The 22,622-nt window shown below is 72.5% G+C and carries 22 protein-coding genes, 1 tRNA gene and 1 pseudogene; 12 read left to right on the plus strand and 12 right to left on the minus strand.

The features are described from left to right. Window positions 1-59 precede the first annotated feature (59 nt). Window positions 60-1,694 carry a fatty acid--CoA ligase gene (locus tag ACGF5C_RS07795; protein ID WP_393298401.1) on the minus strand — a complete coding sequence of 545 codons (1,635 nt, stop codon included), beginning with the start codon at window positions 1,692-1,694 and terminating at the stop codon, window positions 60-62. Window positions 1,695-1,792: 98 nt separating this feature from the next. Between ACGF5C_RS07795 and ACGF5C_RS07800 the strand changes: the two genes are divergently transcribed. Further along, window positions 1,793-2,284 carry an NUDIX domain-containing protein gene (locus ACGF5C_RS07800; RefSeq protein WP_393297990.1) on the plus strand — a complete coding sequence of 164 codons (492 nt, stop codon included), beginning with the start codon at window positions 1,793-1,795 and terminating at the stop codon, window positions 2,282-2,284. Between the two features lie 54 nt (window positions 2,285-2,338). Here the strand turns inward: ACGF5C_RS07800 and ACGF5C_RS07805 are convergent, their stop codons facing one another. Both ACGF5C_RS07805 and ACGF5C_RS07810 read right to left on the minus strand, forming a co-directional pair. Continuing rightward, complete coding sequence (locus tag ACGF5C_RS07805; protein ID WP_393297993.1) at window positions 2,339-4,006, minus strand: MDR family MFS transporter; 1,668 nt, start codon at window positions 4,004-4,006, stop codon at window positions 2,339-2,341. Between the two features lie 119 nt (window positions 4,007-4,125). After that, window positions 4,126-4,686 (minus strand): type 1 glutamine amidotransferase domain-containing protein, encoded by a 561-nt coding sequence (locus ACGF5C_RS07810; RefSeq protein WP_393297996.1) that lies wholly within the window; start codon window positions 4,684-4,686, stop codon window positions 4,126-4,128. Between the two features lie 117 nt (window positions 4,687-4,803). On the opposite strand from ACGF5C_RS07810, the gene rfaE2 reads away from it, so the two are divergent. Both rfaE2 and ACGF5C_RS07820 read left to right on the plus strand, forming a co-directional pair. Further along, entirely contained in the window at window positions 4,804-6,729 is a 1,926-nt protein-coding gene (gene rfaE2, locus ACGF5C_RS07815; protein ID WP_393297999.1) for a D-glycero-beta-D-manno-heptose 1-phosphate adenylyltransferase, read from the plus strand. Continuing rightward, on the plus strand, window positions 6,726-7,604 hold the full coding sequence (locus ACGF5C_RS07820; protein ID WP_393298002.1) for a glycosyltransferase family 2 protein: 879 nt from the start codon (window positions 6,726-6,728) through the stop codon (window positions 7,602-7,604). The genes rfaE2 and ACGF5C_RS07820 overlap by 4 nt, the downstream gene beginning before the upstream one ends. Window positions 7,605-7,685: 81 nt before the next feature. Here the strand turns inward: ACGF5C_RS07820 and ACGF5C_RS07825 are convergent, their stop codons facing one another. The 3 genes from ACGF5C_RS07825 to ACGF5C_RS07835 all read right to left on the minus strand — a co-directional run bounded on the left by ACGF5C_RS07825 (window position 7,686) and on the right by ACGF5C_RS07835 (window position 9,960). After that, window positions 7,686-8,807 carry a glycosyltransferase family 9 protein gene (locus ACGF5C_RS07825; RefSeq protein ID WP_393298005.1) on the minus strand — a complete coding sequence of 374 codons (1,122 nt, stop codon included), beginning with the start codon at window positions 8,805-8,807 and terminating at the stop codon, window positions 7,686-7,688. A 10-nt stretch (window positions 8,808-8,817) separates the two neighbouring features. Continuing rightward, complete coding sequence (locus tag ACGF5C_RS07830) at window positions 8,818-9,351, minus strand: Hsp20/alpha crystallin family protein (RefSeq protein WP_393298007.1); 534 nt, start codon at window positions 9,349-9,351, stop codon at window positions 8,818-8,820. A 102-nt stretch (window positions 9,352-9,453) separates the two neighbouring features. Continuing rightward, on the minus strand, window positions 9,454-9,960 hold the full coding sequence (locus ACGF5C_RS07835) for a DUF2231 domain-containing protein (RefSeq protein ID WP_393298010.1): 507 nt from the start codon (window positions 9,958-9,960) through the stop codon (window positions 9,454-9,456). Between the two features lie 148 nt (window positions 9,961-10,108). Here ACGF5C_RS07835 and ACGF5C_RS07840 point away from each other — a divergent pair, with 148 nt between their 5' ends. The 4 genes and pseudogenes from ACGF5C_RS07840 to ACGF5C_RS07855 all read left to right on the plus strand — a co-directional run. After that, the gene (locus ACGF5C_RS07840; protein WP_393298013.1) at window positions 10,109-10,726 is read left to right on the plus strand and encodes a pyridoxamine 5'-phosphate oxidase family protein; all 618 of its coding nucleotides are present in this window, start codon (window positions 10,109-10,111) and stop codon (window positions 10,724-10,726) included. A gap of 108 nt (window positions 10,727-10,834) precedes the next feature. After that, window positions 10,835-11,443 (plus strand): helix-turn-helix domain-containing protein, encoded by a 609-nt coding sequence (locus tag ACGF5C_RS07845; protein WP_393298016.1) that lies wholly within the window; start codon window positions 10,835-10,837, stop codon window positions 11,441-11,443. Continuing rightward, on the plus strand, window positions 11,440-12,732 hold the full coding sequence (locus tag ACGF5C_RS07850; protein ID WP_393298019.1) for an MFS transporter: 1,293 nt from the start codon (window positions 11,440-11,442) through the stop codon (window positions 12,730-12,732). The genes ACGF5C_RS07845 and ACGF5C_RS07850 overlap by 4 nt, the downstream gene beginning before the upstream one ends. Before the next feature lie 278 nt (window positions 12,733-13,010). Continuing rightward, window positions 13,011-13,460 (plus strand): annotated as a pseudogene (locus ACGF5C_RS07855) (SRPBCC family protein); the annotation flags it as partial. A 444-nt stretch (window positions 13,461-13,904) separates the two neighbouring features. Here ACGF5C_RS07855 and ACGF5C_RS07860 read toward each other — a convergent pair. From ACGF5C_RS07860 to ACGF5C_RS07870, 3 genes are all read right to left on the minus strand, one after another. Next, window positions 13,905-14,309 (minus strand): VOC family protein, encoded by a 405-nt coding sequence (locus tag ACGF5C_RS07860; protein WP_393298022.1) that lies wholly within the window; start codon window positions 14,307-14,309, stop codon window positions 13,905-13,907. 66 nt (window positions 14,310-14,375) lie between these two features. Then, window positions 14,376-14,792 (minus strand): ester cyclase, encoded by a 417-nt coding sequence (locus tag ACGF5C_RS07865; RefSeq protein WP_393298025.1) that lies wholly within the window; start codon window positions 14,790-14,792, stop codon window positions 14,376-14,378. Window positions 14,793-14,844: 52 nt separating this feature from the next. Then, window positions 14,845-15,384 (minus strand): DUF4240 domain-containing protein, encoded by a 540-nt coding sequence (locus ACGF5C_RS07870; RefSeq protein WP_393298028.1) that lies wholly within the window; start codon window positions 15,382-15,384, stop codon window positions 14,845-14,847. A gap of 195 nt (window positions 15,385-15,579) precedes the next feature. Between ACGF5C_RS07870 and ACGF5C_RS07875 the strand changes: the two genes are divergently transcribed. Continuing rightward, entirely contained in the window at window positions 15,580-16,215 is a 636-nt protein-coding gene (locus ACGF5C_RS07875) for a flavin reductase family protein (RefSeq protein ID WP_393298031.1), read from the plus strand. 123 nt (window positions 16,216-16,338) lie between these two features. Continuing rightward, the gene (locus tag ACGF5C_RS07880; RefSeq protein ID WP_393298404.1) at window positions 16,339-17,337 is read left to right on the plus strand and encodes a hypothetical protein; all 999 of its coding nucleotides are present in this window, start codon (window positions 16,339-16,341) and stop codon (window positions 17,335-17,337) included. 178 nt (window positions 17,338-17,515) lie between these two features. On the opposite strand, the gene ACGF5C_RS07885 is transcribed toward ACGF5C_RS07880, so the two are convergent. Together ACGF5C_RS07885 and ACGF5C_RS07890 are read right to left on the minus strand one after the other, a co-directional pair. Further along, complete coding sequence (locus ACGF5C_RS07885; protein ID WP_393298034.1) at window positions 17,516-17,776, minus strand: hypothetical protein; 261 nt, start codon at window positions 17,774-17,776, stop codon at window positions 17,516-17,518. A gap of 487 nt (window positions 17,777-18,263) precedes the next feature. Next, complete coding sequence (locus tag ACGF5C_RS07890; RefSeq protein WP_357452774.1) at window positions 18,264-18,593, minus strand: hypothetical protein; 330 nt, start codon at window positions 18,591-18,593, stop codon at window positions 18,264-18,266. A 541-nt stretch (window positions 18,594-19,134) separates the two neighbouring features. Between ACGF5C_RS07890 and ACGF5C_RS07895 the strand changes: the two genes are divergently transcribed. Further along, entirely contained in the window at window positions 19,135-19,728 is a 594-nt protein-coding gene (locus ACGF5C_RS07895) for a hypothetical protein (protein WP_393298037.1), read from the plus strand. Window positions 19,729-19,944: 216 nt separating this feature from the next. Next, the gene (xerC, locus tag ACGF5C_RS07900) at window positions 19,945-20,466 is read left to right on the plus strand and encodes a tyrosine recombinase XerC (RefSeq protein WP_393298040.1); all 522 of its coding nucleotides are present in this window, start codon (window positions 19,945-19,947) and stop codon (window positions 20,464-20,466) included. A 79-nt stretch (window positions 20,467-20,545) separates the two neighbouring features. Here xerC and ACGF5C_RS07905 read toward each other — a convergent pair. Continuing rightward, window positions 20,546-20,619, minus strand: a tRNA-Thr gene (locus tag ACGF5C_RS07905). Between the two features lie 138 nt (window positions 20,620-20,757). Between ACGF5C_RS07905 and ACGF5C_RS07910 the strand changes: the two genes are divergently transcribed. Continuing rightward, window positions 20,758-22,512 (plus strand): metallophosphoesterase family protein, encoded by a 1,755-nt coding sequence (locus ACGF5C_RS07910; protein ID WP_393298043.1) that lies wholly within the window; start codon window positions 20,758-20,760, stop codon window positions 22,510-22,512. Window positions 22,513-22,622 lie beyond the last annotated feature (110 nt).

Consider the following 22,622-nt stretch of genomic DNA (forward strand, 5'->3'; position numbering starts at 1 on the left):
GGAGGGATGTCTCAGGAGTGCGTCCCTTACCCCAACAGGCGACCGTGCGCCTGAAAACGTTACGGGGCCGTCAGCTCCCGCACACTCAGCTCGCCCCCGGCGTACCTCGAGCGCACCACCTTCTTGTCGAACTTGCCGACGCTGGTCTTCGGCACCGCGTCGATGACCGCCCAGCGCTCCGGCAACTGCCAGCGGGCCACCGACCCGGCCAGGAACTCCCGCAGCTCCTCCGGGTCGGCCGACGCCCCCTCGCGGAGGACGACGGTGGCCAGGGGCCGCTCCCCCCAGCGCTCGTCGGGCACCCCGACCACGCAGGCCTCCAGCACGGCCGGGTGGGCCATCAGCGCGTTCTCCAGCTCGACCGAGGAGATCCACTCACCGCCGGACTTGATCACGTCCTTGGACCGGTCGGTGAGGGTGATGTAGCCGTCCGGCGAGAGGGTGCCGACGTCGCCGGTGCGCAGCCAGCCGTCGCGGAACTTCTCCTCGTCCGGGGCGTCGTCGCCGAGGTAGCAGGCGGTCACCCAGGGCCCCCGGACCTCCAGCTCGCCCACGGACGACCCGTCGGCGGGCATCGGCTCGCCCAGCGGGCCGACGATCCGGGCCTCGACCCCGGCCGGCACCCGGCCCTGGGTGTAGCGGTAGCGCCAGGCGTCGTCGCCGGTCGCCCCGGCCGGCGGGCGGGCCACCGAGCCGAGCGGCGACATCTCGGTCATCCCCCAGGCGTGCACGACGTCGATGCCGTGCCGCTCGCCGAACGCGTGCATCAGCGCCGGCGGGCAGGCCGACCCGCCGACGATCACCTCCTTCAGCGAGGAGGTGTCCACCTCGTGGCCGTACAGGTGGGCCAGCAGGTCGTTCCAGATGGTCGGCACCGCTCCGGCCAGGGTGGGCCGCTCGGCGGCGATCATGTCGGCGATCGGCGCGGCCTGGAGGAACCGGTCCGGCATGATCACCGACGCGCCGGAGATGAACGCCGCGTACGGCAGACCCCAGGCCATCGCGTGGAACATCGGCACGATGACCAGCTCCCGGGTGGTCGGACCGAGGCCGAACGACTCGGGCATGCAGACCTGCAGCGAGTGCAGGTATATCGACCGGTGCGAGTAGGCGACGCCCTTGGGGTTTCCGGTGGTCCCGGAGGTGTAGCAGAGGGCGGCGGCGGCGCGCTCGTCCACCTCCGGCCAGTCGTAGACGTCGGGCCGGTCGGCCAGCAGCGCGTCCCAGTGGTGTACGGCGATCCGGTCGCCGGCCGCGGCCACCAGCGGGGCCGCGTCCCCGCCGCCGACCACGACCACGTGCCGCACCGTGGTCATCTCGCCGATCACCCGGGCGAGCAGCGGGATGAGCGTCGAGTCGACCAGCACCACCCGGTCCTCGGCGTGGTTGGCGATGTAGGCGACCTGCTCCGGGAAGAGCCGGATGTTGAGGGTGTGCAGCACGGCGCCCATGCTCGGCACCGCGAAGTAGGCCACGAGGTGCTCGTTGTTGTTCCACATGAAGGTGGCGACCCGCTCGTCGCCGGTGACCCCGCACTCGTCGCGCAGCGCGTGGGCCAGCCGGGCGGCCGTCCGCCCGACCTCGGCGTACGACATACGGCGCGGTTCGCCGCCGGTCCACGTGACGACCTCGGCCGTGCCGTGCACGGTCGAACCGTGGGTGAGGATCCGCGCGACCTGAAGGGGGGCGTCCATCATCGTGCTACGCATGGGTAACAAATTAGTGTCGCCGGTCACACCTTGGGAACCCTGGAAAACCCGTCCGCCCCCGGCCCGCCCCGTAAATTGTCCGGGTGAGCATCTCCTGGGCCGATTCGTACGTGGGCCAGTTGCGCGCCCTGGCCGGTGACCGGACGCTGATGTTCGTCGGGGCCCGCGCCGTGGTCCGCGACAACGCCGGGCGCGTCCTGCTGATCCAGCGCTCCGACAACCACCAGTGGGCCCTGCCGGCCGGGGCGATGGAACTGGGCGAGTCGATCGCCGACTGCGCCGTCCGCGAGGTGCGCGAGGAGACCGGCCTGCGCGCCCTGCGGGTCAGCGCCTTCGCCCTCTACACCGGCCCGGACCGCACCCACACCAACATGTACGGCCACACGTACCAGATCTTCACGACCGCGTTCCGCGTCGAGGAGTGGGACGGCAACCTGGCCCGGGTCACCGACGAGACCGTCGACGCCGGCTTCTTCCACCGGGCGCAGTTCCCGGCCCCGCTCTCGGCGAGCGTCCCCGAGACCCTCGCCGACCTCGACGTCTTCGAGCAGACCAACCGGCTGATCCTCAAGTGACCCGGGCCGGGGCCCACCCCGGACACCGATCGCGCCCGGGGTGACAGCCGAGGGTCACAGCATGGTCTGGCTCTTCGCCTCCATCTCGGCGGCGGCCTCCTCCTTCGACTCCCGGGACAACGGCTTGCCGCCCGGCGCCGGGGCCTCGCCGCCGAGGCCGTCCGCGCCGCCCGTGGCGCCGCCGGGGCCCGCCCCGCGCAGCTTCTCGTTCGGCAGCGCGAGGGTGACCAGCACCGCCACGATCGCGATCAGCCCGGTGGTCAGGAAGACCAGGTGCAGCGACTCGACGAACGAAACCTGGACGGCCGCGCGGACGGGGGCGGGCAGGGCCAGGATGGTGGCCGGGTCGTTGACCGAGACGTCCGCTCCGCCGCTCGCCGCCACCGCGGCCTGCTGCTGCGGCGGCAACTGGGCGATCGCCCCCGGCAGCCGGTCGGCCAGTTCGGCCGTGAGCCGCGACGACAGCACCGCGCCGAGGATGGCGACGCCGAACGACCCGCCCAGCGACCGGAAGAACGTCGCCGACGAGGTGCCGGCGCCCAGGTCCCGCATCGAGACGGCGTTCTGCACGGCCAGGATCAGCGACTGCATGCAGAGGCCCAGCCCGACACCGATCACCACCATGAAGCCGAAGGCCACCCAGAGCGAGGTGCCCACCTCCAGCCGGGTGAACAGCAGCATGCCGACCACCAGCACCGCCGCACCGGCCACGGGAAACCACTTGTACCGCCCGATCCGACTCATCGCCCGGCCGGTCAGCACCGAGGTGACGATGATGCCGGCCATCATCGGCAGCATCAGCAGGCCGCTGCGGGTCGGCGAGGCGCCCTTGACGATCTGGAGGTAGAGCGGGATGAAGATGATCGACCCGAACATCACCAGGCCGAGCACGAAGCCGGCGCTGTTGGCCAGGGCGAAGGTGGCGCTGCGGAACAGCCGCAGCGGCAGGATCGGCTCGGCCACCCGGGCCTCCTGGAGCACGAAGAGCACGCCGAGCACCACGCCCGCGACGAAGAGCCCGATGATCACGCCTGAGCCCCAGGCGTACTCGTTGCCGCCCCAGCTCAGCGCGAGCAGCAGGCAGCTCACCCCGGCGACCAGCAGCGCCGCGCCGAGCCAGTCGATCGCGTGGTCGCGCCGGGTGAACGGGATCAGCCGCATCACCCGGGAGCAGACCACGATCGCCAGGATCGCCAGCGGCACGTTGACGTAGAAGATCCACCGCCAGTCGGTCTCGGCGAAGTAGCCGCCGACCAGCGGCCCGGCGACCGAGGAGAGACCGAAGACCGCCCCGAACAGCCCCTGGTAGCGACCGCGTTCCCGGGGCGAGACCACGTCCGAGATGATGGTGAACGCCAGCGTCATCAGGCCGCCGGCGCCGAGACCCTGGATCCCGCGGGTGACGATGAGCTGGGTCATGTCCTGCGACAGGCCGGCCAGCAGCGAGCCGAGCAGGAACGTGCCGATGGAGAAGAGGAACACCGGGCGGCGGCCGTACAGGTCGGCCATCTTGCCGTAGAGCGGCGTCGAGGCCGTGGAGGCGAGCAGGTACGCGGTGACCACCCACGAGTAGTGGTTGATCCCGCCCAGCTCGCCGACGATCGTCGGCAGGGCGGTGCCGACGATCGTCTGGTCGAGCGCGGCCAGCAGCATGCCGGTCATCAGGCCGAACATGAGCAGCCGGATCTGCCGCGTGTTGAGCACCGGGGCTTCCGTGGTCATCCCAGGTCCTTTCCCCGCCCACCCGAAACATGCGTGCCGGCTGGTGGCCGGCCGGGTGGACCGTGAGGTGGGCCGGCGATGCCGGCCGTCGGCCCGCCGACCACACGGCCGGCAAGGGGTCACCGGGACGGGTGCGGTCCCTCGGCGAACTCCTCGACGATCTTCGCGCAGAAGGCCGGCAGGTCGCCGGGCTTTCGGCTGCTGACCAGCCCGTCGTCCGTGACGACCTGCTCGTCGACCCAGGTCGCGCCCGCGTTGGTCAGGTCCGTGCGCAGGCTCGGCCAGGAGGTCATCCGGCGGCCCCGCACCACGTCCGCCTCGATCAGCGTCCACGGGCCGTGGCAGATCACCCCGACCGGCTTGCCGGCGTCGAAGAACCCCCTGACGAAGCGCACCGCGTCCGGGTCGGTCCGCAGGAAGTCCGGGTTCGCCACCCCGCCGGGCAGCACCAGCGCGTCGTAGCCGCCCACGTCCGCGTCGGCCACGGTCACGTCCACGTCGTACGCGGTGGACTGGTCCAGGTGGTCGAAGGACCGGATCGTGCCGGGCCTGAGCGAGACCAGCACCGCCGTGGCGCCGGCCCGCTCCACCGCCTCGCGGGGCTGGACGTACTCGACCTCCTCCACGCCGTCGGCGGCCAGGAACGCGATCCGCTTGCCCTGAAGTGTCGGCGCTGCCATGTCGGTCTCCTCTCCTCTCCGGGGTACCGTCCGTCCCTTCCCGGGGCCCGGTGCCCGAAACCCGCGCCGAGGGAGCGCCAAGGTTTGACGGGGGTGCCGAGGGGGACCCCGGGAGGCATGGCAGCAGCAGCGGAACAGCGCCGGCTCGCCACCGTGGTGGAGGGCTGGCTGGGGCGTCCCGTCCTGGTCATCGGCGACGCCATGCTCGACGACTGGCGGTTCGCCGAGTCCGACCGGCTCTGCCGGGAGGCGCCGGCACCCGTCCTCACCCTGCGCCGGCGGATCTCGGCGGCCGGCGGGGCGGCGAACACCGCGGTGAACGTCGCCGCGCTCGGGGGCCGGGCGGTGCTGGTCGCGCCGGTCGGCGCGGACGTCGCCGGGGACGAGTTGCACGACTGTCTGGACCGGGCCGGCGTCTGGGACCGTACGGTCAACCAGCCCGGCCGCCCGACGCCGGTGAAGCGGCGCATGCTGGCCGGCAACCAGATCCTGCTGCGCGAGGACTCCGGCGACCCGGACGACGCGCTCGACGACGACGGGGTGGCCCGGCTGCTCACGGCGCTGGACTGCGCCACCGAGGAGCTGCGCGCCGCCGGTGGCGAGGCGCCCACCCTGGTGGTCTGCGACTACGGCCTGGGCGCGCTGCCCGCGCCGGTGCGCGCCTGGCTGGTCGACCAGCGGGAGCGGTACGCCACCGTCGCCCTGGACGCCCACGACCTGGCCGACTGGCGTGGCCTCGCGCCGACCGTGGTGACCCCGAGCTTCGCCGAGGCGACCCGGCTGCTCGCCCGGGCGGCCGGCACCCGGCCGGCCCACGCGACCGAGCTGCACCTGGACCACCCCGACGGCGATCCGGCCGACGGTCCCTCCGAACTCACGGTGGGCGCCGCGCCGGGCGGCCTCGGGCCGCTCCACGGCACCCGCCACCCGGACGCGACGGGCCTGACCGGGAACGCCGGTGGCCTGCCCGGGACCCACCCGGCCGGGAACGCCGGCGGCGTGGCCGGGACCGGCCCGGCCGGCGGCGGAACGGGACCGACCGGGCACGGGGCGGGCCCCGTCCGCGGCGGTGTCGGGCCGACCGGCGAGCCGACGCCCGGCGAGGGCCGGGTGGCGATGACCGGGGACGGGCTCACCGTGACCGGCACCGGCGTCACCGTCAACGCCACGGCCGGCGAGGGCGTCGACCGGGCGGTGCTGGCCGAGTCCCGCCTCGCCGAGCTGCGCGCGCACACCGGCGCCGACGTGGTGGCGGTGACCCTCGACACGGAGGGGGCGGTGGTCGGCGGGGCCGACGGCGAGCCCCGGCGCAGCCACAGCACCCCGGTGCCCGCCAGCCACGCGGTCGGGGCGGGGGACGCGTACCTGGCGGCGATGACGCTGGCGCTGGCCGCCGACGCGCCGCTGCCGACCGCCGCCCAACTGGCCCAGCTCGCCGCGACCATCACCGTCTCCGACACCGGCACCTGCGTGTGCCGCCGGGAGGACCTGCTCGCGGCCCTGGACGTGCCGGTCGACGGGGCGGGCCACCGGTCGCTGGTCGGGGCCGACGAACTGACCGCGCTCGTCGCGGAGCACCGCCGGGCCGGCCGCTCGATCGTCTTCACCAACGGCTGCTTCGACGTGCTGCACCGCGGCCACGTGCGCTACCTGGAACAGGCCCGGGCGCTCGGCGACCTGCTGGTGGTGGCGGTCAACTCCGACGGCAGCGTACGCCGGCTCAAGGGCCCGGACCGGCCGGTGAACCCGGTCGAGGACCGGATCGCGCTGCTGGCCGCGCTGGCCTGCGTCGACCATGTGGTGGTCTTCGAGGAGGACTCCCCGGCAGGTCTCATCGAGACCGTCCGCCCCGACGTGTACGTCAAGGGCGGCGACTACCCGCCGGAGATGGTGCCTGAGGGCCCGCTGGTCCGCCGGCTCGGCGGGCAGGTCCGCACCCTCGGGTACGTGCCGGACCGGTCCACCTCGGCGATCATCGACCGGATCCGGTCGCACTGCCAGGAACCCCACGGGGACTCCTCCCTGACGAGCAAGCCGTCGTGAGCCGCCCGCTCGACCTCGGCACGGCCGGGCGGTTCCGCGCCGATCGGCTGCTCGACGTGCTGATCCCGACCCGCAACCGCCCGGCCGAGCTGGCGGTCACGCTCTCCGGGCTGGCCGCCCAGGAGGGCGTGCCCGGCTTCGGGGTGGTGGTCAGCGACCAGTCCGACGGCGACGCCGCGTACCGGCACCCGGCGTCGGCCACCATGGTCCGGGCGCTGCGCCACCGGGGGCACCCGGTGCTGCTGACCCGCCGGCTGCCCCGGCGCGGGCTGGCCGAACACCGGGCCTACCTGCTGGCCGCCTCCGCCGCCCGGTACGTACTCTGCCTCGACGACGACGTCTGGCTGGAACCGGGCACCCTGGGCCGGCTGGTCACCGCCATCGAGGAGTTGGGCTGCGGCTTCGTCGGCAACGCCGTGCACGGGCTGTCGTACGCCGACGACGTCCGGCCGGACGCGCACCGGCACTACGAGGAGTGGACCGGGCGGCCCACGCCGGAGCGGATCCGCCCGGGCACCCCCGAGTGGGACCGGGCGTCGATCCACTCGGCGGCGAACCTGCTGCACGTCACGCGGAAGCTCGACCTGCCGCCGGGGGCCTGGCGGGCGTACAAGGTGTCCTGGATCGGCGGCTGCGTGCTCTACGACCGGGCCAAGCTCCTCGATTCCGGCGGGTTCGACTTCTGGCGGCGGGTGCAGGAGAAGCACCAGGGCGAGGATGTCGCCGCCCAGCTCGCCGTGCTGGCGCGCCACGGCGGCGCCGGCGTCCTGCCCAGCGGCGCGTACCACCTGGAGTCGCCGACCACCGTCACCGACCGGGACGTGGAGGCGTGGGAGGTCGTGCTCGCCGAGGAGGACGCGACCCAGCCGGCCTGAACCCGCCACCGGTGGCCCTGCTCAGGGCGCGCCGGGCTCGGGGCACCGTGCTCAGGCCGCGCCGGGCTCGGGGCACCGTGCTCAGGGCGCGCCGGGCTCGGGGTGCAGCAGCTCGCGGGCCGCCTCCACCACCTCCGCCACCGGCACGTCGGTGACGAACGAATCCCGGTGCGGGCACTCGCCGTCGCCGGGGCGGTGCGGGTAGATGCCGGGGGTGCAGTCCACCCCGCAGACCGGGCAGAGCACCGTCCACGAGGCGATCGGCCGGTGCCGGCCGCGCAGCAGGTTCGCCACGTTGATCAGGTTGCCGACCCAGTAGATGCCGACGGTCGCGGTGCCCACGGCGGCGGCGAGGTGCAGCGGCCCGGTGTCGTTGGAGATCACCAGTTCGCAGCCGGCGTAGCAGCCGGCCAGCCCGCCGAGGCTGAGCGTGCCCACCTGCGGGCGGACCGGCACCCCGGCCGCCGCGACCACCCGGTCGACCACCTCCTGCTCCGCGCGGGTGCCGGTGACCAGCACCTCGTACCCGTCGCCGACCAGGTCGCGGGCGACCCCGGCGAAGCGTTCGGCGGGCCAGCGCCGGCGGGTGTCCGTCGCGCCGGGGTGCAGCGCGACCCTGGGCCGCTGCGGCGGGCCGAGCACCTCGGCCGCCTCGGCCCGGTCGGCGTCGGTGACGGCCAACGCCGGGACGACCGTGGTGGCCGGTGCACCCACCAGCGCGGCCACCTCCAGGTAGCGGACCACCTCGTGCTGGTAGTAGACGTACCGGATCCAGCGGTCCAGCGGCGGCGCGTCCTCGGCGCGCAGCCCGGCGGTGACCCGGGCGCCGAGCGCGCCGACGAACGGGTTGGAGTTGGCGCCCCCGCCGTGCACCTGCAGCGCCAGGTCGAAGCGCTCCTTGCGCGCCGTGGCGAGGAAGTCGCCCGTCGACGACTCCGGCTCGTCCGGCTCGGGGTGGCGGATCCCGGGCGCGGGCGGCACCACCAGGACCCGGTCCACCGGGCCGGGCCGGTCGCGCCAGAGCTTCGCGTGCCACGGCGCGCCGAGCAGCACGATCTCCGCTTCCGGGTACGCGGCGCGCAGCGCGTCCAGCGCCGGCAGGACGAAGATGAAGTCGCCGAGCGCGTTGGCGCGCAGCACGGCGATCCGCTCGACGTCGGGCACGCGCCCGGCGACCGGGCCGAGCACGTCCGGGGTGACCACGGGCCCCCCGCTACGGCCGGTCGGTCTCGCCGACGGCGATGTCCGGGTGGTGCATCTCCCGGTCGGCGGCCGGGTCGACGACGGTCCGCGTGCCCACGGGGGCACCGGGGCGGCCGACGGTGATGGTGCGGGGTGCGGGGCGGGCGGCCCGGGGCAGCCGGACCCGGAGCAGGCCGTGGTCCATCACCGCGTCGATGGCGTCCGGGTCCACGCGGGCGGGCAGGTCGATCCGGTACTCGAAGCCCCGCGTCTCGAAGCCGCCGGGGATGCCCTGGCCGGCGTTGACCTCGGCCTCGGAGCGGGCCCGGACGCACAGCTCGCGGTCGTCCAGCTCGACCGCCACCTCCTCCGGCGCCACCCCGGGCAGCCGCACCACGACCTCCCAGCCGTCGGCGGTCTCGGCCAGCTCGACGTCCGGCGGCCCGGCCCGCCCGCCGACCAGCCGGCGCAGCTCGGAGCGCAGGGACTGCAACTCGCCCATCGGGTCCCAGCCCTGCTGCCGCCCGCGCCAGCCCCGGCCGGACCCGCCGCCCTGCTCGCTCATGCCGGCCCTCCGCTGCGCTCCGTGCCACCATGAGGCACCACCGCCCTGAGCCCGATGATTCGCTCGCTGTGCTCGCTCATGCCGGCCCTCCGCTGCGCTCGCTCATCGCACCTCTCCGATCCGGTGGGTTGCCGCCGGGGACCGCAGTGAGCTGGGCGCGTCCAGGCCGGCGTCCCGGTCCACACCGACGCCGAGCCGGTCGACCAGTTCCCCACCGAGCCAGGCGCTGATGCCGAGGATGGCCAGCGCGACCACCTCGATGGCGATCAGCGCGCCGCCGGCGGCCCGGGAGTCGGCGTTGAGCCGCACCACCCAGATCGCCGCGAACAGCAGGATCACGGCGAGGTTGGCGGCGGCATGGCTCAGCCCCACCCGCTTGGCGCGGGTCCCCGACGGGATGGCCAGGAGGTCGAACGTCCCGGCCGCCGCGGCCAGCAGGCCGCCGACCAGGCCGACGGTGATGTTCCAGTACGCGACCTCGCCGAGGAAGTCCGGCCCGCCGACGGTGTCCACCACGTCGAACAGGACCGCGGTGACCAGCAGGGCCACCGGGAACATCACCAGCATCGGGTGGACGGGGTGGCCCAGCACCTTGAGCCGACTCTCCATCCGGGCCTCCACTGCTCGGTCTCTCCGGGCGCGTCGGGTGAGGCGGTACCCCCGCCGCCGACGGGCAAACCTCGCGCCGGCCGCCTCCCTCTAGGCTGGCGGCGGCGGCCACCGCCGCCACCGGAATCAACGCACGGGGGAGGGTCACGTGACGGTGGAGATCACGTCGCACGAGGAACTGCGCGAGCTGCTGGGGGCGCCGATGCCGCGGGCGCTGGCCAAGGAACGGCCCGTCCTGCACGAACGGGACCGGCAGTGGCTCGCCGCGTCACCGTTCTGCCTGGTGGCGACGTCCGGCGCGGACGGCAGCTGCGACGTCTCGCCGAAGGGCGACCCGCCCGGCTTCGCGCTGGTGCTGGACGACCGGACCATCGCGATCCCCGAGCGGCCGGGCAACCGGCGCGCCGACGGCTACCGCAACATCCTCGACAACCCGCACGTCGGGCTGATCTTCCTGATCCCCGGGCGCACCGACACGCTGCGGATCAACGGCCGGGCGCGGCTGGTCCGGGACGCCCCTTGGTTCGACGACATGGTGGTGAAGGGTCACCGCCCGGTCCTCGCCGTGGTGGTGGAGATCGAGCAGATCTTCTACCACTGCGCCAAGGCGTTCCTGCGCTCGCAGCTGTGGCAGCCGGAGAGCTGGCAGCCGGACGCGCTGCCGTCCCGGGCCCGGCTGATCAAGGAGGTCGAGAACCCGGCCGAGAGTCTGGCCGACCTGGAGCATCGCTACGGCCCGGGCTACGCCGCCACGATCTATTCCTGACGGCCGGTACGCCGACGGTCGCCGCCCTGCGCGAGGCGTCCCGGTGCGGTTTCGACCGCCCCGCCTCCGCCATTGCTAAAGACATCTTTATAAAGATAGCTTTAGGGTATGTCTCTACCCGAGGTGAAGCTCTCCGACCCCAAAGCCCTGCGCGGCTACGCGCACCCGCTGCGGATGGCCCTGATCGGGCTGCTGCGGCAGCAGGGCCCGATGACCGCCACCCAGGCCGCCGAGCGCCTCGGCGAGAGCGTGCCGAGCTGCTCGTTCCACCTGCGACAGCTCGCCAAGTACGGGCTGGCCGAGCGGGCGCCCGGCGCCGACGCCCGGGAACGGCCCTGGCGGGCGACCGCACTCACCACCTCCTGGGACGACGCCTCCGACGACCCCCGGACGCGGGCGGCCGTCGACGAGCTGAACGCCGTCCAGCTCGCCCTCTACACCCGCCGCGCCGAGGAGTTCCTCAGCCGACGGGCCGACGAGCCGACGGAATGGCGGGCGGTCACCGGGTTCAGCGACCGGCCGGTGCACGTCACCCCCGACGAGATGGCCGAGCTGACCGCGCGGATCGACGCCCTGCTCGCGGAGTACGACGACCGGATCACCGACCCGACGAAACGTCCGGCCGGCAGCCGGAAGGTCAGTCTCATGCACCTGGCCGTCCTCACCGACCCGCCGCCGGCCGGAGCCTCCGCCGGCGAGCAGGGCGATGCGCAATGAGCGGCGAGGCGACCGCCACCCCGGTCACCGCCCCGCCCGGCAGCCCGCCCCGACGCGGTCCGCTGCCCCGGCTGCTGCGCGAGCGGGTGTTCCGTCGGTACTGGTCGGCGCAGACCGTGTCGTACTTCGGCGACGAGATCTCCACCCTCGCCCTGCCGCTGCTGGCCGTGCTGGTGTTCCAGGCCTCGCCCGCCGAGATGGGTTACCTGACCGCCGCCGCGCTCATCCCGAACCTGCTCTTCTCGCTGCTCGCCGGCGCCTGGGTGGACCGGTACCCGCACAAGCGCCGGCTCATGATCCTCACCGACCTCGGCCGGGCGCTGCTGCTCACCGCCGTGCCGATCGCCTACCTGACGGACGTGCTCACGCTGGCCCAGCTCTACGTGGTGGCCTTCGCGGTCGGCACGCTCGCCGTGATCTTCGAGGTCGCCCGGGGGCCGCTCTTCGTCTCCGTCGTGGACCGCTCCGACTACGTCGAGGCGAACGCCCTGATCAACGGCAGCCGGGCGATGTCCCTGGTGGCCGGGCCGAGCATCGGCGGTGTCCTGGTGCAGGTGCTCACCGCGCCGATCGCCCTGGTCGCCGACGCGCTGTCGTACGTCGTGTCCGCGTACTTCCTGCTGCGGATCCGGCCGACGGAGCCGGCACCCGCCCGCGGCGGCGGCCTGGCCCTCGGCGCCGGGCTGGAGTTCATCGCGCGGACGCCGATGATGCGCGCGATCCTGCTCGGCACCACCACGATCAACCTGTTCAACTTCATGTTCATCGCGCTGTTCGTGCTCTACGCCACACAGGACCTCGGCCTCGCGCCCGGCCTGCTGGGCGCCGTGCTGGGCGCGGGCGCGGTGGGCGGCCTGATCGGCGCGGCACTCACCGGCCGGCTGGTCCGCCGCTTCGGCATCGGCCCGACGCTGCTGGCCGGGTTCGTCCTCTTCCCCGCCCCCCTGCTGCTCATCCCGCTCGCCGGCGGGCCGACACCGCTGGTGGTCGGGATGCTCTTCGCCGCCGAGTTCCTCGCCGCCGTCGGGGTGATGATGCTCGACATCACGGGCGGCTCCGTGCAGACCGCGCTCACCCCGGAGCCGCTGCTGGCCCGGATCGCCGGGGCCCGACGCACCGTCAACTACGGCGTCCGGCCGATCGGCGCGCTGCTCGGCGGCGCGCTCGGCAGCACCCTCGGCGTACGGCCGGCACTGTGGATCGCGACGGCGGGGGCCCTCGCCGGGGTGCTCTGGGTGTTCTTCTCGCCGGTCCGCCACCTCCGTGACCTGCCGGATCGTGCCGACTGACCGGACCGGACGTTTGAGACGGCCGGCGAGGGTACTGACAACCGGGACGGCCCGGCGCGTCATGCGGCGCCACCACCCCCTGAAGCATCCCGCCGGCCCGGACCGCCGCGTGTCGGCGGCACGTCCTCGCCCGGCTCGCCGACGTCGGACCCCGCTGTCCGATGTGGCGTTCCGCCAGGTCCGGCGATTGAGCACCGTCACCGGGGGTAGGAGGTCACACGGACGAGGGACGGCTCTCCCCTCCGACGAGAGCAGTTCGACCAACGAGGAGGATCACCGTGACCACGAAGGTCGAGAAGTCCATCGAAGTGCAGGTTCCGGTCAGCACCGCGTACAACCAGTGGACGCAGTTCGAGGAGTTCCCCCAGTTCATGGGGGGCGTCCGCGAGGTGCGCCAGCTCGACGACCGACGGATGCACTGGGTCGCCGAGATCGCGGGCGTCAAGCGTGAGTGGGACGCGACGGTCCTGGAGCAGGTGCCCGACCAGAAGGTGGCGTGGGCGGCCACCGAGGGCGCGACCAACGCGGGGGCGGTCTACTTCCAGCCCGTCGGCCCCGACCGCACCATGGTCCGGCTGCACCTGGAGTACGAGCCCGAGGGCATGATCGAGAAGGCCGGCGACAAGCTGAACATCGTCGAGCGGCAGGCCGAGTCCGACCTGCGGAAGTTCAAGTCGTACATCGAGGAACGCGGCGTGGAGACCGGGGCCTGGCGCGGCACGGTCGACGGCGGCCCGGGGGTCGGCACGCCGGGCGTCGAGCACGCCGCGGGCACGCGCGGCGACAGCGGCAAGGCCGGGGTGTCCGGCAAGGCCGTGGCCGCGGGCGCCGCGGCGGCCGGGGCGGCGGCGGCCGGAACCGCCGCGGCCGCGAAGCGCCGCTCCGACACCGACGAGAACGGCCGTCCGGCCAGCGGGACCGACGCGGGGTACGTGGTGCCCGAGGTCGAGGTGGTGCCGGAGACCGGGCCCGCCGGCTACCCGCACCGCACGCTCTGAACCTTTCCCGTACGCCAGGAGCGCCAGCGACCGGCCCAGGTCCCCGTGACCTGGGCCGTCGCTCGTGCCCGTCCCTACCCACGCGGCCCGGCCGCCCGCCGTCCTGTCCGCGCCGGCCCCGCCGGGGACGCTGGGACGGCCGCGTGGCGCGGGCTGTCCCTCTCGCGGGCGGCGTCAGGCCGTCTCCGCGGACACCATCCACAGGTGGCCGTCCGGATCGGCGAAGGCGCCCGTGTAGCCCCACGGCTGCTGGCCCGGCTCGACGACCACCTCCGCGCCGGCGGCCCGGGCCCGCTCGACGAGTTGGGCCACCTCGGCCGACGTCGCCGCCGGCAGGCTGAGGACGCACTCGCTCTGCCCGCGCCGGGCGACCTCGTGACGGCCGATGACCCAGCCGAAGCCACCAGCCGGCACCAGCATGACCCGGAGACCGTCGTTGAGCGCGAACTGCAACGGCTCGGGGATGCCGTCCTCCGCCGGTTCCCCGACGGCGGCCAGGCCGAGCCCTTCGGAATAGAAGCGGTACGAGGTCGGGCGGTCGGCGATCGGCAGGCTGACGACGACCGGTGCGTACTGCATGAGGCTGCCTCCAGAGGTTGACGGGCGACGTGGGTCGTCAGGGTGGACGTCAACGGGCGCGGGAACTCATCGCTCCAGTTGCGCCCGGAGGCCGTACCGGTCGATCTGGATCCAGTACTCCACGATCAGCCCGTCGACCACCCGGTAGACCGCGCTGGTCAACTGGGTCACCGGCGCCCCGGTGGGCGCGAGACCGTCGACCTCCCCGACGTGGTGCCCCCGCTGCGTCCAGCGCGCATAGACCTTCTCGCCGGAGCCGAAGAGCTCGTCGACGGTGAGGGTGAAGCGGCCGTACGCGTCGAGCATCTCCGTCACGTGCTCCGCGTACTGCTGGGGACTGCGCTCGACCACGGCCGGGGCCTCAGCCTGCACCTGGTGGGCCGTCACCGTCGGGGCCATGAAGCGCCCGGCCTGGGAGGGGTCGACGCCGGACCGGACCACCTCGAGGAACGACCGGACCACGGTCACCGGATCACTGTGCATCACGACAGTATTCCCGCAGGTCGCCGGTGGCGGCGCGGACCGGCCCCCTCGGTCACTCGCGCCAGCCCGCCGCGTTCCTGCAAGACTCCCGCGAGATGCCGGAGCCCGTGTCCGGCCACCCGCCGAACCGCTTGTTGTGCAGGTGGGCGAAGAAGTAGCACATGCTCTCGCACGTGGCGTCCGGCACGGCCACGGCGGGGTCGGCGTTCACCGCCTCGTAGAACTCGCGCCCGAGCGCGACGATGTGACCCCGGGCGTAGAGGAAGCCGTCGTCGGACCCGTCGGTCACCTCGTGGACGTCCGCCCGGTCGATGTCGTGCAGCTTGCGCTCGACCACCCGATCCAGATCGGTCAGCTCCTGGCTCGACAGATCCGCCGAGAGCTGGCGGAGGTTGTCGAGGAACGGGTTGAGCCACGCGTCGATGGCGTAGAGGGCGTCGTCGTCGGCTTCCGGATCGCGGGTCAGGAGCGCCCGGCGGAGGGCGGCGGGCTCGGCGCCCAGCCGCTCCCAGGCGGACTCGACGAGAGCCCAGAACCGGGCCTCGTCGTCGGCGCTCGGCAGCTTGGCGATACCACTGGCAGGATCAGTCACGGCGGGAGCGTAGCGACCGCGACCGACAACCTCGCCCGCCGAGGCGACACCGCCGACCCGCCTCCCTGGTTGCCCGTACCGCCCGTTCCCACCGGTGCTTCCGTGACCTGGTCCGCCTCCGGTCGCCTCACCTCGACCGCCTTGCGCGATCGCTTCGGTGGGTACCGAAGCGTCACGCCCGTACCGTCGGCGACCATGACGACGACGACCAGCTCTCCCGCCGCCACCGAGCATCTGACGATCAGCCCGAAGGTCCTGTACTTCGGGACCCCGGTGGTGCTGCTGAGCACCGAGAACGACGACGCCAGCCCGAACCTCGCACCCATCTCGTCGGCGTGGGCTCTCGGCCACATCGTGGTGCTCGGACTCGGGCGCGAGGGCCAGAGTGCCGACAACCTCGCCTCGCGCCCCGAGATGGTGATCAATTTTCCCGCCGCGCACCAGTGGGAAGCCGTCGAACGCCTCGCCCCGCTGACCGGCCGGCACCCGGTACCGGTTCAGAAGCGTGACCGCTTCCGCCACGAACCGGCGAAGTTCGAGGCCGCCGGGCTGCGCCCGCAGCCATCGCAACACGTGCGACCACCCCGGGTGGCCGACTGCCCGCTGCAACTGGAGGCCCGCGCCGCGCACGTCCGCGCCGACGCGGGCGGCGACTTCCTGATCGTCGAGGCCCACGTCCTGGCCGTGCACGCCGACGCCCGCATCGTCGTGCCGGGAACCAACCACGTCGACCCGAAATCCTGGAACCCGCTGATCTACAACTTCCGCCACTACTTCGGCCTCGGCGACCAACTCGGTCACAGCTTCCGCTCCGAGACGCCCACGGTGTGACCGCCGACGGCGTCGACGATCCTCCTGCCCCGCGCTCCGCCTCTCATTCGGGCGGAACCGGCCCGGGTGACGGCCGCCGCCACTAGCGTCGGGACCATGCCCGCCCGTCCGTCCCGATGGTCGATGCCACCGCGGGTACTGGAGGCACCGTCGTACCTGCAGGCGTTCGTGCTCTCCGGGGTGGTGACGGTGCTGGTCACGCGGGCCTTCCTCCAGGCGGCCGGCTACCCGCGGCTCGGCGGCGGCGGGTTTCACATCGCGCACGTGCTCTGGGGTGGGCTGCTGATGACCGCCGGCCTGGGTGTCGCGCTGGTCTTCCTCGGCAGCGCCCCGCGCATCCTGGGCGCGATCCTCGGCGGGACAGGGTTCGGGCTCTTCATCGACGAGGTGGGCAAGTTCGTCACGGCCGGAACCGACTACTTCTACGCCCCGGCCGCCGGCATCATCTACGGCGCCTTCGCCCTGCTGGTCGTGATCACCCAGGCGATCCGCGGGCGGACCAGGCTCACCGGCCCGGAGCGGACGGCCAACGCGCTGTACACGGTGGTCGGCGGGCTCCGCACGGGGCTCACCGATCGGCGTCGCACAGCGGTCATGCGTCAGGTCGACGGCTGCGGCCCGGACGTCGAGGAGGCGGTGGCGAAACTGCTGGACGCCGTGCCCCGGCGTGAGCCACCCGGCCCCCGGTTCTGGCAGCCCTGGCTCAGCCGGGCCCGCCGGGCGGTGATCTGGGTGACCACCCACCGGTGGGTGGTCACGCTGGTGGTGCTCTATCTGGTGGGCGAGGCGTTCGTCGTCGTGTTCACGGTCGTGCGGGACGCGGTCACCGGCCTGTTGCCCGACCAGCGGGAGTGGCGGGCGGTGGTCGGGGTCTCGGTCTCCGCGCTGATCACCGCGGTGCTCGGCATCCGCGGGTCGTTGCTGCTACCGAACGACCGGGTGCGAGCCTTCCGACTGTTCAAACTCGCGCTGCTCGTGGACCTGCTGTTCGGGCAGATCTTCAGCTTCACCGTCGATCAGTTCGGGGCGCTCTCCGCGCTCTGCGTGGACCTCTTCCTGCTCGCGGTGGTGACGGCCGAGTACCGCCGGCTCTGCCGGCAGGCACCGACGTCGCGCGGGTGAGGTGCGGCTGACCGGCTCTGGCTGGTCGCTCTGCCACCTGATCGGCGGCGGCCTGAAGAAGCGGCGAAACGGTCGTTGCCCCCCACCGCGCCTGGACACACAGCGTGCGGCCTCCCGGTTCTGGTCGGGAGGCCGCCGCCGGCTGAAATTCAATCGTGGGGAGTTTGGGACCCGGCGATCAACGGGTGAGGCGGATTTCCACCGGACCGGTGAAAGCACCGCCGTCGAAGTCCGAAGCTGTGGCCACGGCCATGCCCGGGTGGTACGGAATGCCGCTCCGCGACTGCACGAGAATCTGGGATGTCTGCGTGGAAGAACTGCAGGTGCTGAAGAGGAAGCCGAAGCCCTCCACGAGTTGAGTCCCTCTGGCCTGCGCGACGTAGACCTCGATGTTGGCGGGTTCGGAGGGGGTGCACTGATAGGTGACCGTGACGGTCACGAATACCCCTTGGGAGCTAACTTCTGCTGTCGGGGCAAGCTCGATTTGCGAGACAGCGGCTGAGGCAGGAGTGGGGAAAACCAGGACCGCAACGAGGCATACGACACCTGCCAACAGCGCCGACACTCGTCTTTTCATGATCCGACTCACCTTCCTTACGACTACCGCCCCGTACACATTTCGGGGCATCGGTCGGCGTCGTTCAGGCATCACGCTACTCGTGACGCTCCGTGATCGGCCTGACCAAGAAGACGGTGGTGGCTGACTGATCGGCCCGGTTGCCGCCTCCGATCTACGAGTCGTCTGGCCCCGCCGGAGGCAGCTTTGGCTGCGACACTGGCGCGATGTTGATGTGGATTGGGCGGAAATGCCTCTCGACATCTCTCAGCGTCGGTGGTCGCGGTCCGGCCTCTTGAGGACTAGATGAGGACTGACGCGGGCCATGCCGTGGGCTGCCCCGCGCCGGTCCGGTGCTGCAGTCGCTCCGCTACCTACCGGGCCTGACTGGTGCTATCACGTCCCGCCACAGCACCTTCATCAAGGCCCCATGTCGATCGGTGCCGCCAGGTGGCATGAGCCGACGGGCGTACAGGGTTAGCAGGCCAGCCCATACCGCGACCACTCCAGCAAGCACCGTGCCGGTCGCAACGACGAACGGGATGAACACCACCGGCGGCTTCAGGGACCACAGGGCCACCACGGCGACGCCAACGCCCCACATGAGGAGCCCGAGAGGCAGACAGCGGTACCCGATGACAAGCAGTCGGTACGCCGAAGTCGCCCGGATTCGGTCGACCGCCTCCTCGGCTTCTGTCATGTCTGTCGCTCCTCCGGCCACGGCACCGGATCATCGTGGCAGGCAGCACCAAACGTGCCAGCGGAACCGCTCGACACACGGGTTAGGAAGTGTGGATACGGCCGCAAGTTGCTCGGCAGTGAACCGCTTGACTGCGTCACCACGCTGGCTGCCACGTCCAGGAGCTGACCGCCGTTGACCGTCGTCGCCCATCCCAACGGGCACCAACGGGCACGGCGGGACGAGCCCGTCGCGCTCGCACCGTCAGTTTGGAAGAGCGCGATCGACCGGTCGTGACGCCCGAAACGCCTGTGGGCGGCGGCCAGCCCGGTTGCGCCTCGTGCCCGCTCGTGCCCGCTGCGCGCCACGGTTACTGGCCCAAGGATGGCCCATGCTGGCCTGGGGATTAGAAGGAGATCGCGGATGGCTGGTCAGGTGACTGCTTCCCTGGTTAGCCCGTCTGCCGTTGTCGGATGGCGTCGGCGTCAGCGGATGGTCTTGACTGTATGGCTGGCTGTACGGCCGGCCGACGGGTGGTCACGGAAAGCCCTAGGCTGACGCCATGTCGGCCGAGCACAACGTGATTGACCTAGACGGGAAAGATCGCCAGCCGGCGGGCCGAACCGCCCCTGTCCGCCTCGCGGCCAGCCGGAAGTGGAATGTATGGCTCGTGGCTGCCTTCGTGGTCGGCATTGTGCTCGGCGGTGTCGGTGTTGGTGAGCTGCGAGACTCGCGGGAGGAGCGGGAGCGGAAGGGATCGGTTTCACTTGTGGCCTTTCCTGCATCCACCGGTAGCGGGGGTGCGGACGCCACGGACGTCCTCCAGCTGGACGGGCAACTGGCAGTGATCAACGCCGGCCCCGCGCCAATCACGGTGAATTCGGCTACCGGTCAACGACCTGGCGTCCAGGTCCATAACACCGGCCAGCCTCGACTGCTGCGCCCTGGCGGTACCGCCTGGATCAGTGTCAAGCTGCGCATCGAGTGCGCTCTCGCTTTTGGGAGCGAGCCGCTGTCGATAAGGTTCTCCGTCGAGACCGCCGACCGACAGGTCAGAGAGGTCAGCTACCCCGTCGCAGTAGCGGGAAGCGCCTGGCACCAGGGGGCTGAGCGCCCATGCACGGTCCTCGCTGATTTGGCGAAGCGTCACGGCTAGCGCTGAAGCGGATCTCTGAGGAGGGCCGGGGTTCGGGGCGGAGCCCTGAGGTCTTCAAGGGCTTGGTCATCCCAAGCGTGGCCGGCCGGCACGGCCGATGCCGGCCGGAGGTCGCCACCAGGCCGGGGCCGGGCCGGCGCGGCCCGCTTGCGGGCCGCCTTGACCACGACCAGGTGGCGATGCTCGCGGAGGCGTGCGGGCGGTACGGGGCTGCTCGTGCGGTTTCTCGCCCACACCGGCTTGCGGTGGGGTGAGTCGTCGGCGCTGCGGGTGTCTCGGCTGGATCTGCTGCGGCGTCGGGTGACAGTGGCGGTGGCGTTCGTGGAGGTCAGCGGAGAGCTGGTGGAGGGCACACCAAAGAACCACCAGCGGCGATCAGTGCCCATCCCACGCTTCCTCGTCGACGAGCTGGCCGCGCACGTCGCCGGCAAGCGTCGAAACGAGATGGTGTTCACCGCCCCGAACGGCGGGCCGCTCCGCAACACCAACTTCCGGACGCGGGTCTTCGGGCCGGCGGCGGCATCGGTCGGGCTGGCCGGACTCACTCCTCACGACCTGCGACTCACGGCCGCGAGTCTCGCCGTGGCGGCGGGCGCCAACGTCAAGGCAGTGCAGCGGATGCTGGGGCACGCCTCCGCCTCGATGAGGCTGGACGGGTATGCCGGGATGTTCGGTGACGACCTGGACACGGTCGCCACCCGGCTGGACGAAGCGGTCGCCGCACGGGACAAGGACTAAGGACTCAGCCCGCCAGCGGGGACGTGATCGACCTCGGGAAACGGCGAAGCCCAGGTCTCTGACCTGGGCTTCTGTACCGAGCCGCCTGACGGAATCGAACCGTCGACCTACGCATTACGAGTGCGTCGCTCTAGCCGACTGAGCTAAGGCGGCAACGATCGTCAAGTGTACGGCACGACCGGCCGCCCGGCCGAGCGGGATCCCCCACCCGCCCCGCCAGCCCGGGCATCCGGGGCCGAACCGTCGTTCGCCGGACAGCGATGGCGGCGGGTCCGGACTACGCTGCGGCGGGTGACGGACGATCGCGCCCCCGACGACCCGCAGGACGGCGCGGCGGCGAGCCCGCACGCGAGCGAGGCGGCCGGCGGGCGGGCGGCGCGCCGACCGCGCAGCACCGATCCGCGCGAGCTGGGCTTCACCCCGCGCAAGCCCGTGCCGTGGCTCGCGCCCTTCCTGCTGATCAGCACCGGCATCCGTACGCTGCTGGCGATGCTCTTCGGGGCGTACCTGGACAAGCGGGAGCTGCAGAACGCGTTCGGTGACGGGATCTTCCGCCAGGTCGGGCCGGACGGCGGGCTCTGGCTGGACTACGTGGCCGACCTGGGCGACGGCTTCAACGCCACCTACTCGGTGGCCTATTTGATCGCCCAGCGCGAGCTGGAGGTGGACGGGCACCGGCTGCCCCGGGCGCAGACCCTGGTGATGGGCGGCGACCAGGTCTACCCGTCGGCGGCGTACGAGGCGTACGAGTACCGGTGCAAGGGGCCTTACCAGGCCGCCCTGCCTGTCAGCCCGCCCGAGCGGCCGACGCTCTTCGCGGTCCCCGGCAACCACGACTGGTACGACGGCCTGACCGCCTTCCTGCGGCTGTTCGTCCGGTCCCGGGACCGGCACTTCGGCGGCTGGGACACCGGCCAGTCCCGCTCGTACTTCGCCGTCGAGTTGCCCGCCGGCTGGTGGCTGCTCGGCCTCGACGACCAGTCCGGCTCGTACCTGGACGACCCGCAGCTCACCTACTTCGACAAGGTCGCCGAGCGGCTGGGCCCGCAGAGCCGGGTGATCCTGATTGTGCCCGCGCCGACGTGGGTCAAGGCCGTCGACCACCCCACGGCGTACGACTCCATCGACTACTTCATCCGCACGATCATCGCGCCCACCGGGGCGCAGGTGCGGCTGCTGATCTCCGGCGACCTGCACCACTACGCCCGGTACGCCGGCCCGGACCGGCAGTTGATCACCTGCGGCGGTGGGGGCGCGTACCTCTACCCGACGCACAAGCTCCCGGAGCGGATCGAGGTGCCACCGCGTGACACCCTCGCCCGGCGGGCCAGCACCTCCCGCCCGTACGACCTGGCCGGCCGCTTTCCGGACGCCGCCCGCTCCCGGCGGTACGGCTGGGGGATCTTTCCCCGGCTGCCGCTGCGCAACCCGGGCTTCACCACCCTGCTCGGCACCCTGCACACGCTGTTGATGCTGGCGATGGCCGGCGTCGTGAGCAACCGGACCGGCACCGAGCAGCGACTGTTCAGCGTGCCACTGGTGGCGATGCTGGTCGTCACGGTGCTCGCCGCGGCCTTCTTCGCCAAGCCGCCCAGCTCGGGCGGGAAGCGGCACGCGCGGCACTGGATCCTCGGCGTGGGTCACGGCCTGGCCCACGTCGGGCTGGCCGCCGCCGGCACCTGGGCCTGGCTGGCCCTGCCTCTCTACGACTGGCCGTGGCCGCTGCCGGCCGTCGCCGCGGCGGTGGTCTACGGCCCGGTGAGCGGGCTGGTGGCGAGCCAGCTCGTGGCCGCGTACCTGCTGGTGGCGGGCGCGTTCGGGGTGAACGTCAACGAGCTCTTCGCCGGCCAGGGCATCGAGGACGCGAAGGCGTTCCTGCGGCTGCGCATCGACCCCGACGGCACGCTGACGATCTACCCGATCGCGGTCGACCGCGTCGCCCGTCACTGGCAGGTCAACCCCGACCAGTCCCCCGAGTCCTCCTGGCTGGCGCCGAAGCACCCCCTCCGCCCCCGCCTGGCCGAATCCCCCACCACCCTCACCTGACCACCCACCCGGGCGACCCGCGCCTTCCGCCGGCCTCGTTGATCATGAAGTTGTTGCTGCGACACGCCGATGTGGGTGGCAACAACTTCATGATCAGCCGAGCGGGGGGC

Origin of the sequence: Micromonospora sp. NPDC047620 (assembly GCF_043205005.1) — a bacterium.
Taxonomy (GTDB): domain Bacteria; phylum Actinomycetota; class Actinomycetes; order Mycobacteriales; family Micromonosporaceae; genus Micromonospora.

Coding starts and splice junctions, on each gene's coding strand:
- ACGF5C_RS07795 (WP_393298401.1), bottom strand. CDS start 1,694: ATGGACGCCCCCCTTCAGGTCGCGCGGATCCTCACCCACGGTTCGACC.
- ACGF5C_RS07805 (WP_393297993.1), bottom strand. CDS start 4,006: ATGACCACGGAAGCCCCGGTGCTCAACACGCGGCAGATCCGGCTGCTC.
- ACGF5C_RS07810 (WP_393297996.1), bottom strand. CDS start 4,686: ATGGCAGCGCCGACACTTCAGGGCAAGCGGATCGCGTTCCTGGCCGCC.
- rfaE2 (WP_393297999.1), top strand. CDS start 4,804: ATGGCAGCAGCAGCGGAACAGCGCCGGCTCGCCACCGTGGTGGAGGGC.
- ACGF5C_RS07830 (WP_393298007.1), bottom strand. CDS start 9,351: ATGAGCGAGCAGGGCGGCGGGTCCGGCCGGGGCTGGCGCGGGCGGCAG.
- ACGF5C_RS07835 (WP_393298010.1), bottom strand. CDS start 9,960: ATGGAGAGTCGGCTCAAGGTGCTGGGCCACCCCGTCCACCCGATGCTG.
- ACGF5C_RS07845 (WP_393298016.1), top strand. CDS start 10,835: ATGTCTCTACCCGAGGTGAAGCTCTCCGACCCCAAAGCCCTGCGCGGC.
- ACGF5C_RS07850 (WP_393298019.1), top strand. CDS start 11,440: ATGAGCGGCGAGGCGACCGCCACCCCGGTCACCGCCCCGCCCGGCAGC.
- ACGF5C_RS07860 (WP_393298022.1), bottom strand. CDS start 14,309: ATGCAGTACGCACCGGTCGTCGTCAGCCTGCCGATCGCCGACCGCCCG.
- ACGF5C_RS07865 (WP_393298025.1), bottom strand. CDS start 14,792: ATGCACAGTGATCCGGTGACCGTGGTCCGGTCGTTCCTCGAGGTGGTC.
- ACGF5C_RS07875 (WP_393298031.1), top strand. CDS start 15,580: ATGACGACGACGACCAGCTCTCCCGCCGCCACCGAGCATCTGACGATC.
- ACGF5C_RS07880 (WP_393298404.1), top strand. CDS start 16,339: ATGCCACCGCGGGTACTGGAGGCACCGTCGTACCTGCAGGCGTTCGTG.
- ACGF5C_RS07890 (WP_357452774.1), bottom strand. CDS start 18,593: ATGACAGAAGCCGAGGAGGCGGTCGACCGAATCCGGGCGACTTCGGCG.
- ACGF5C_RS07895 (WP_393298037.1), top strand. CDS start 19,135: ATGTCGGCCGAGCACAACGTGATTGACCTAGACGGGAAAGATCGCCAG.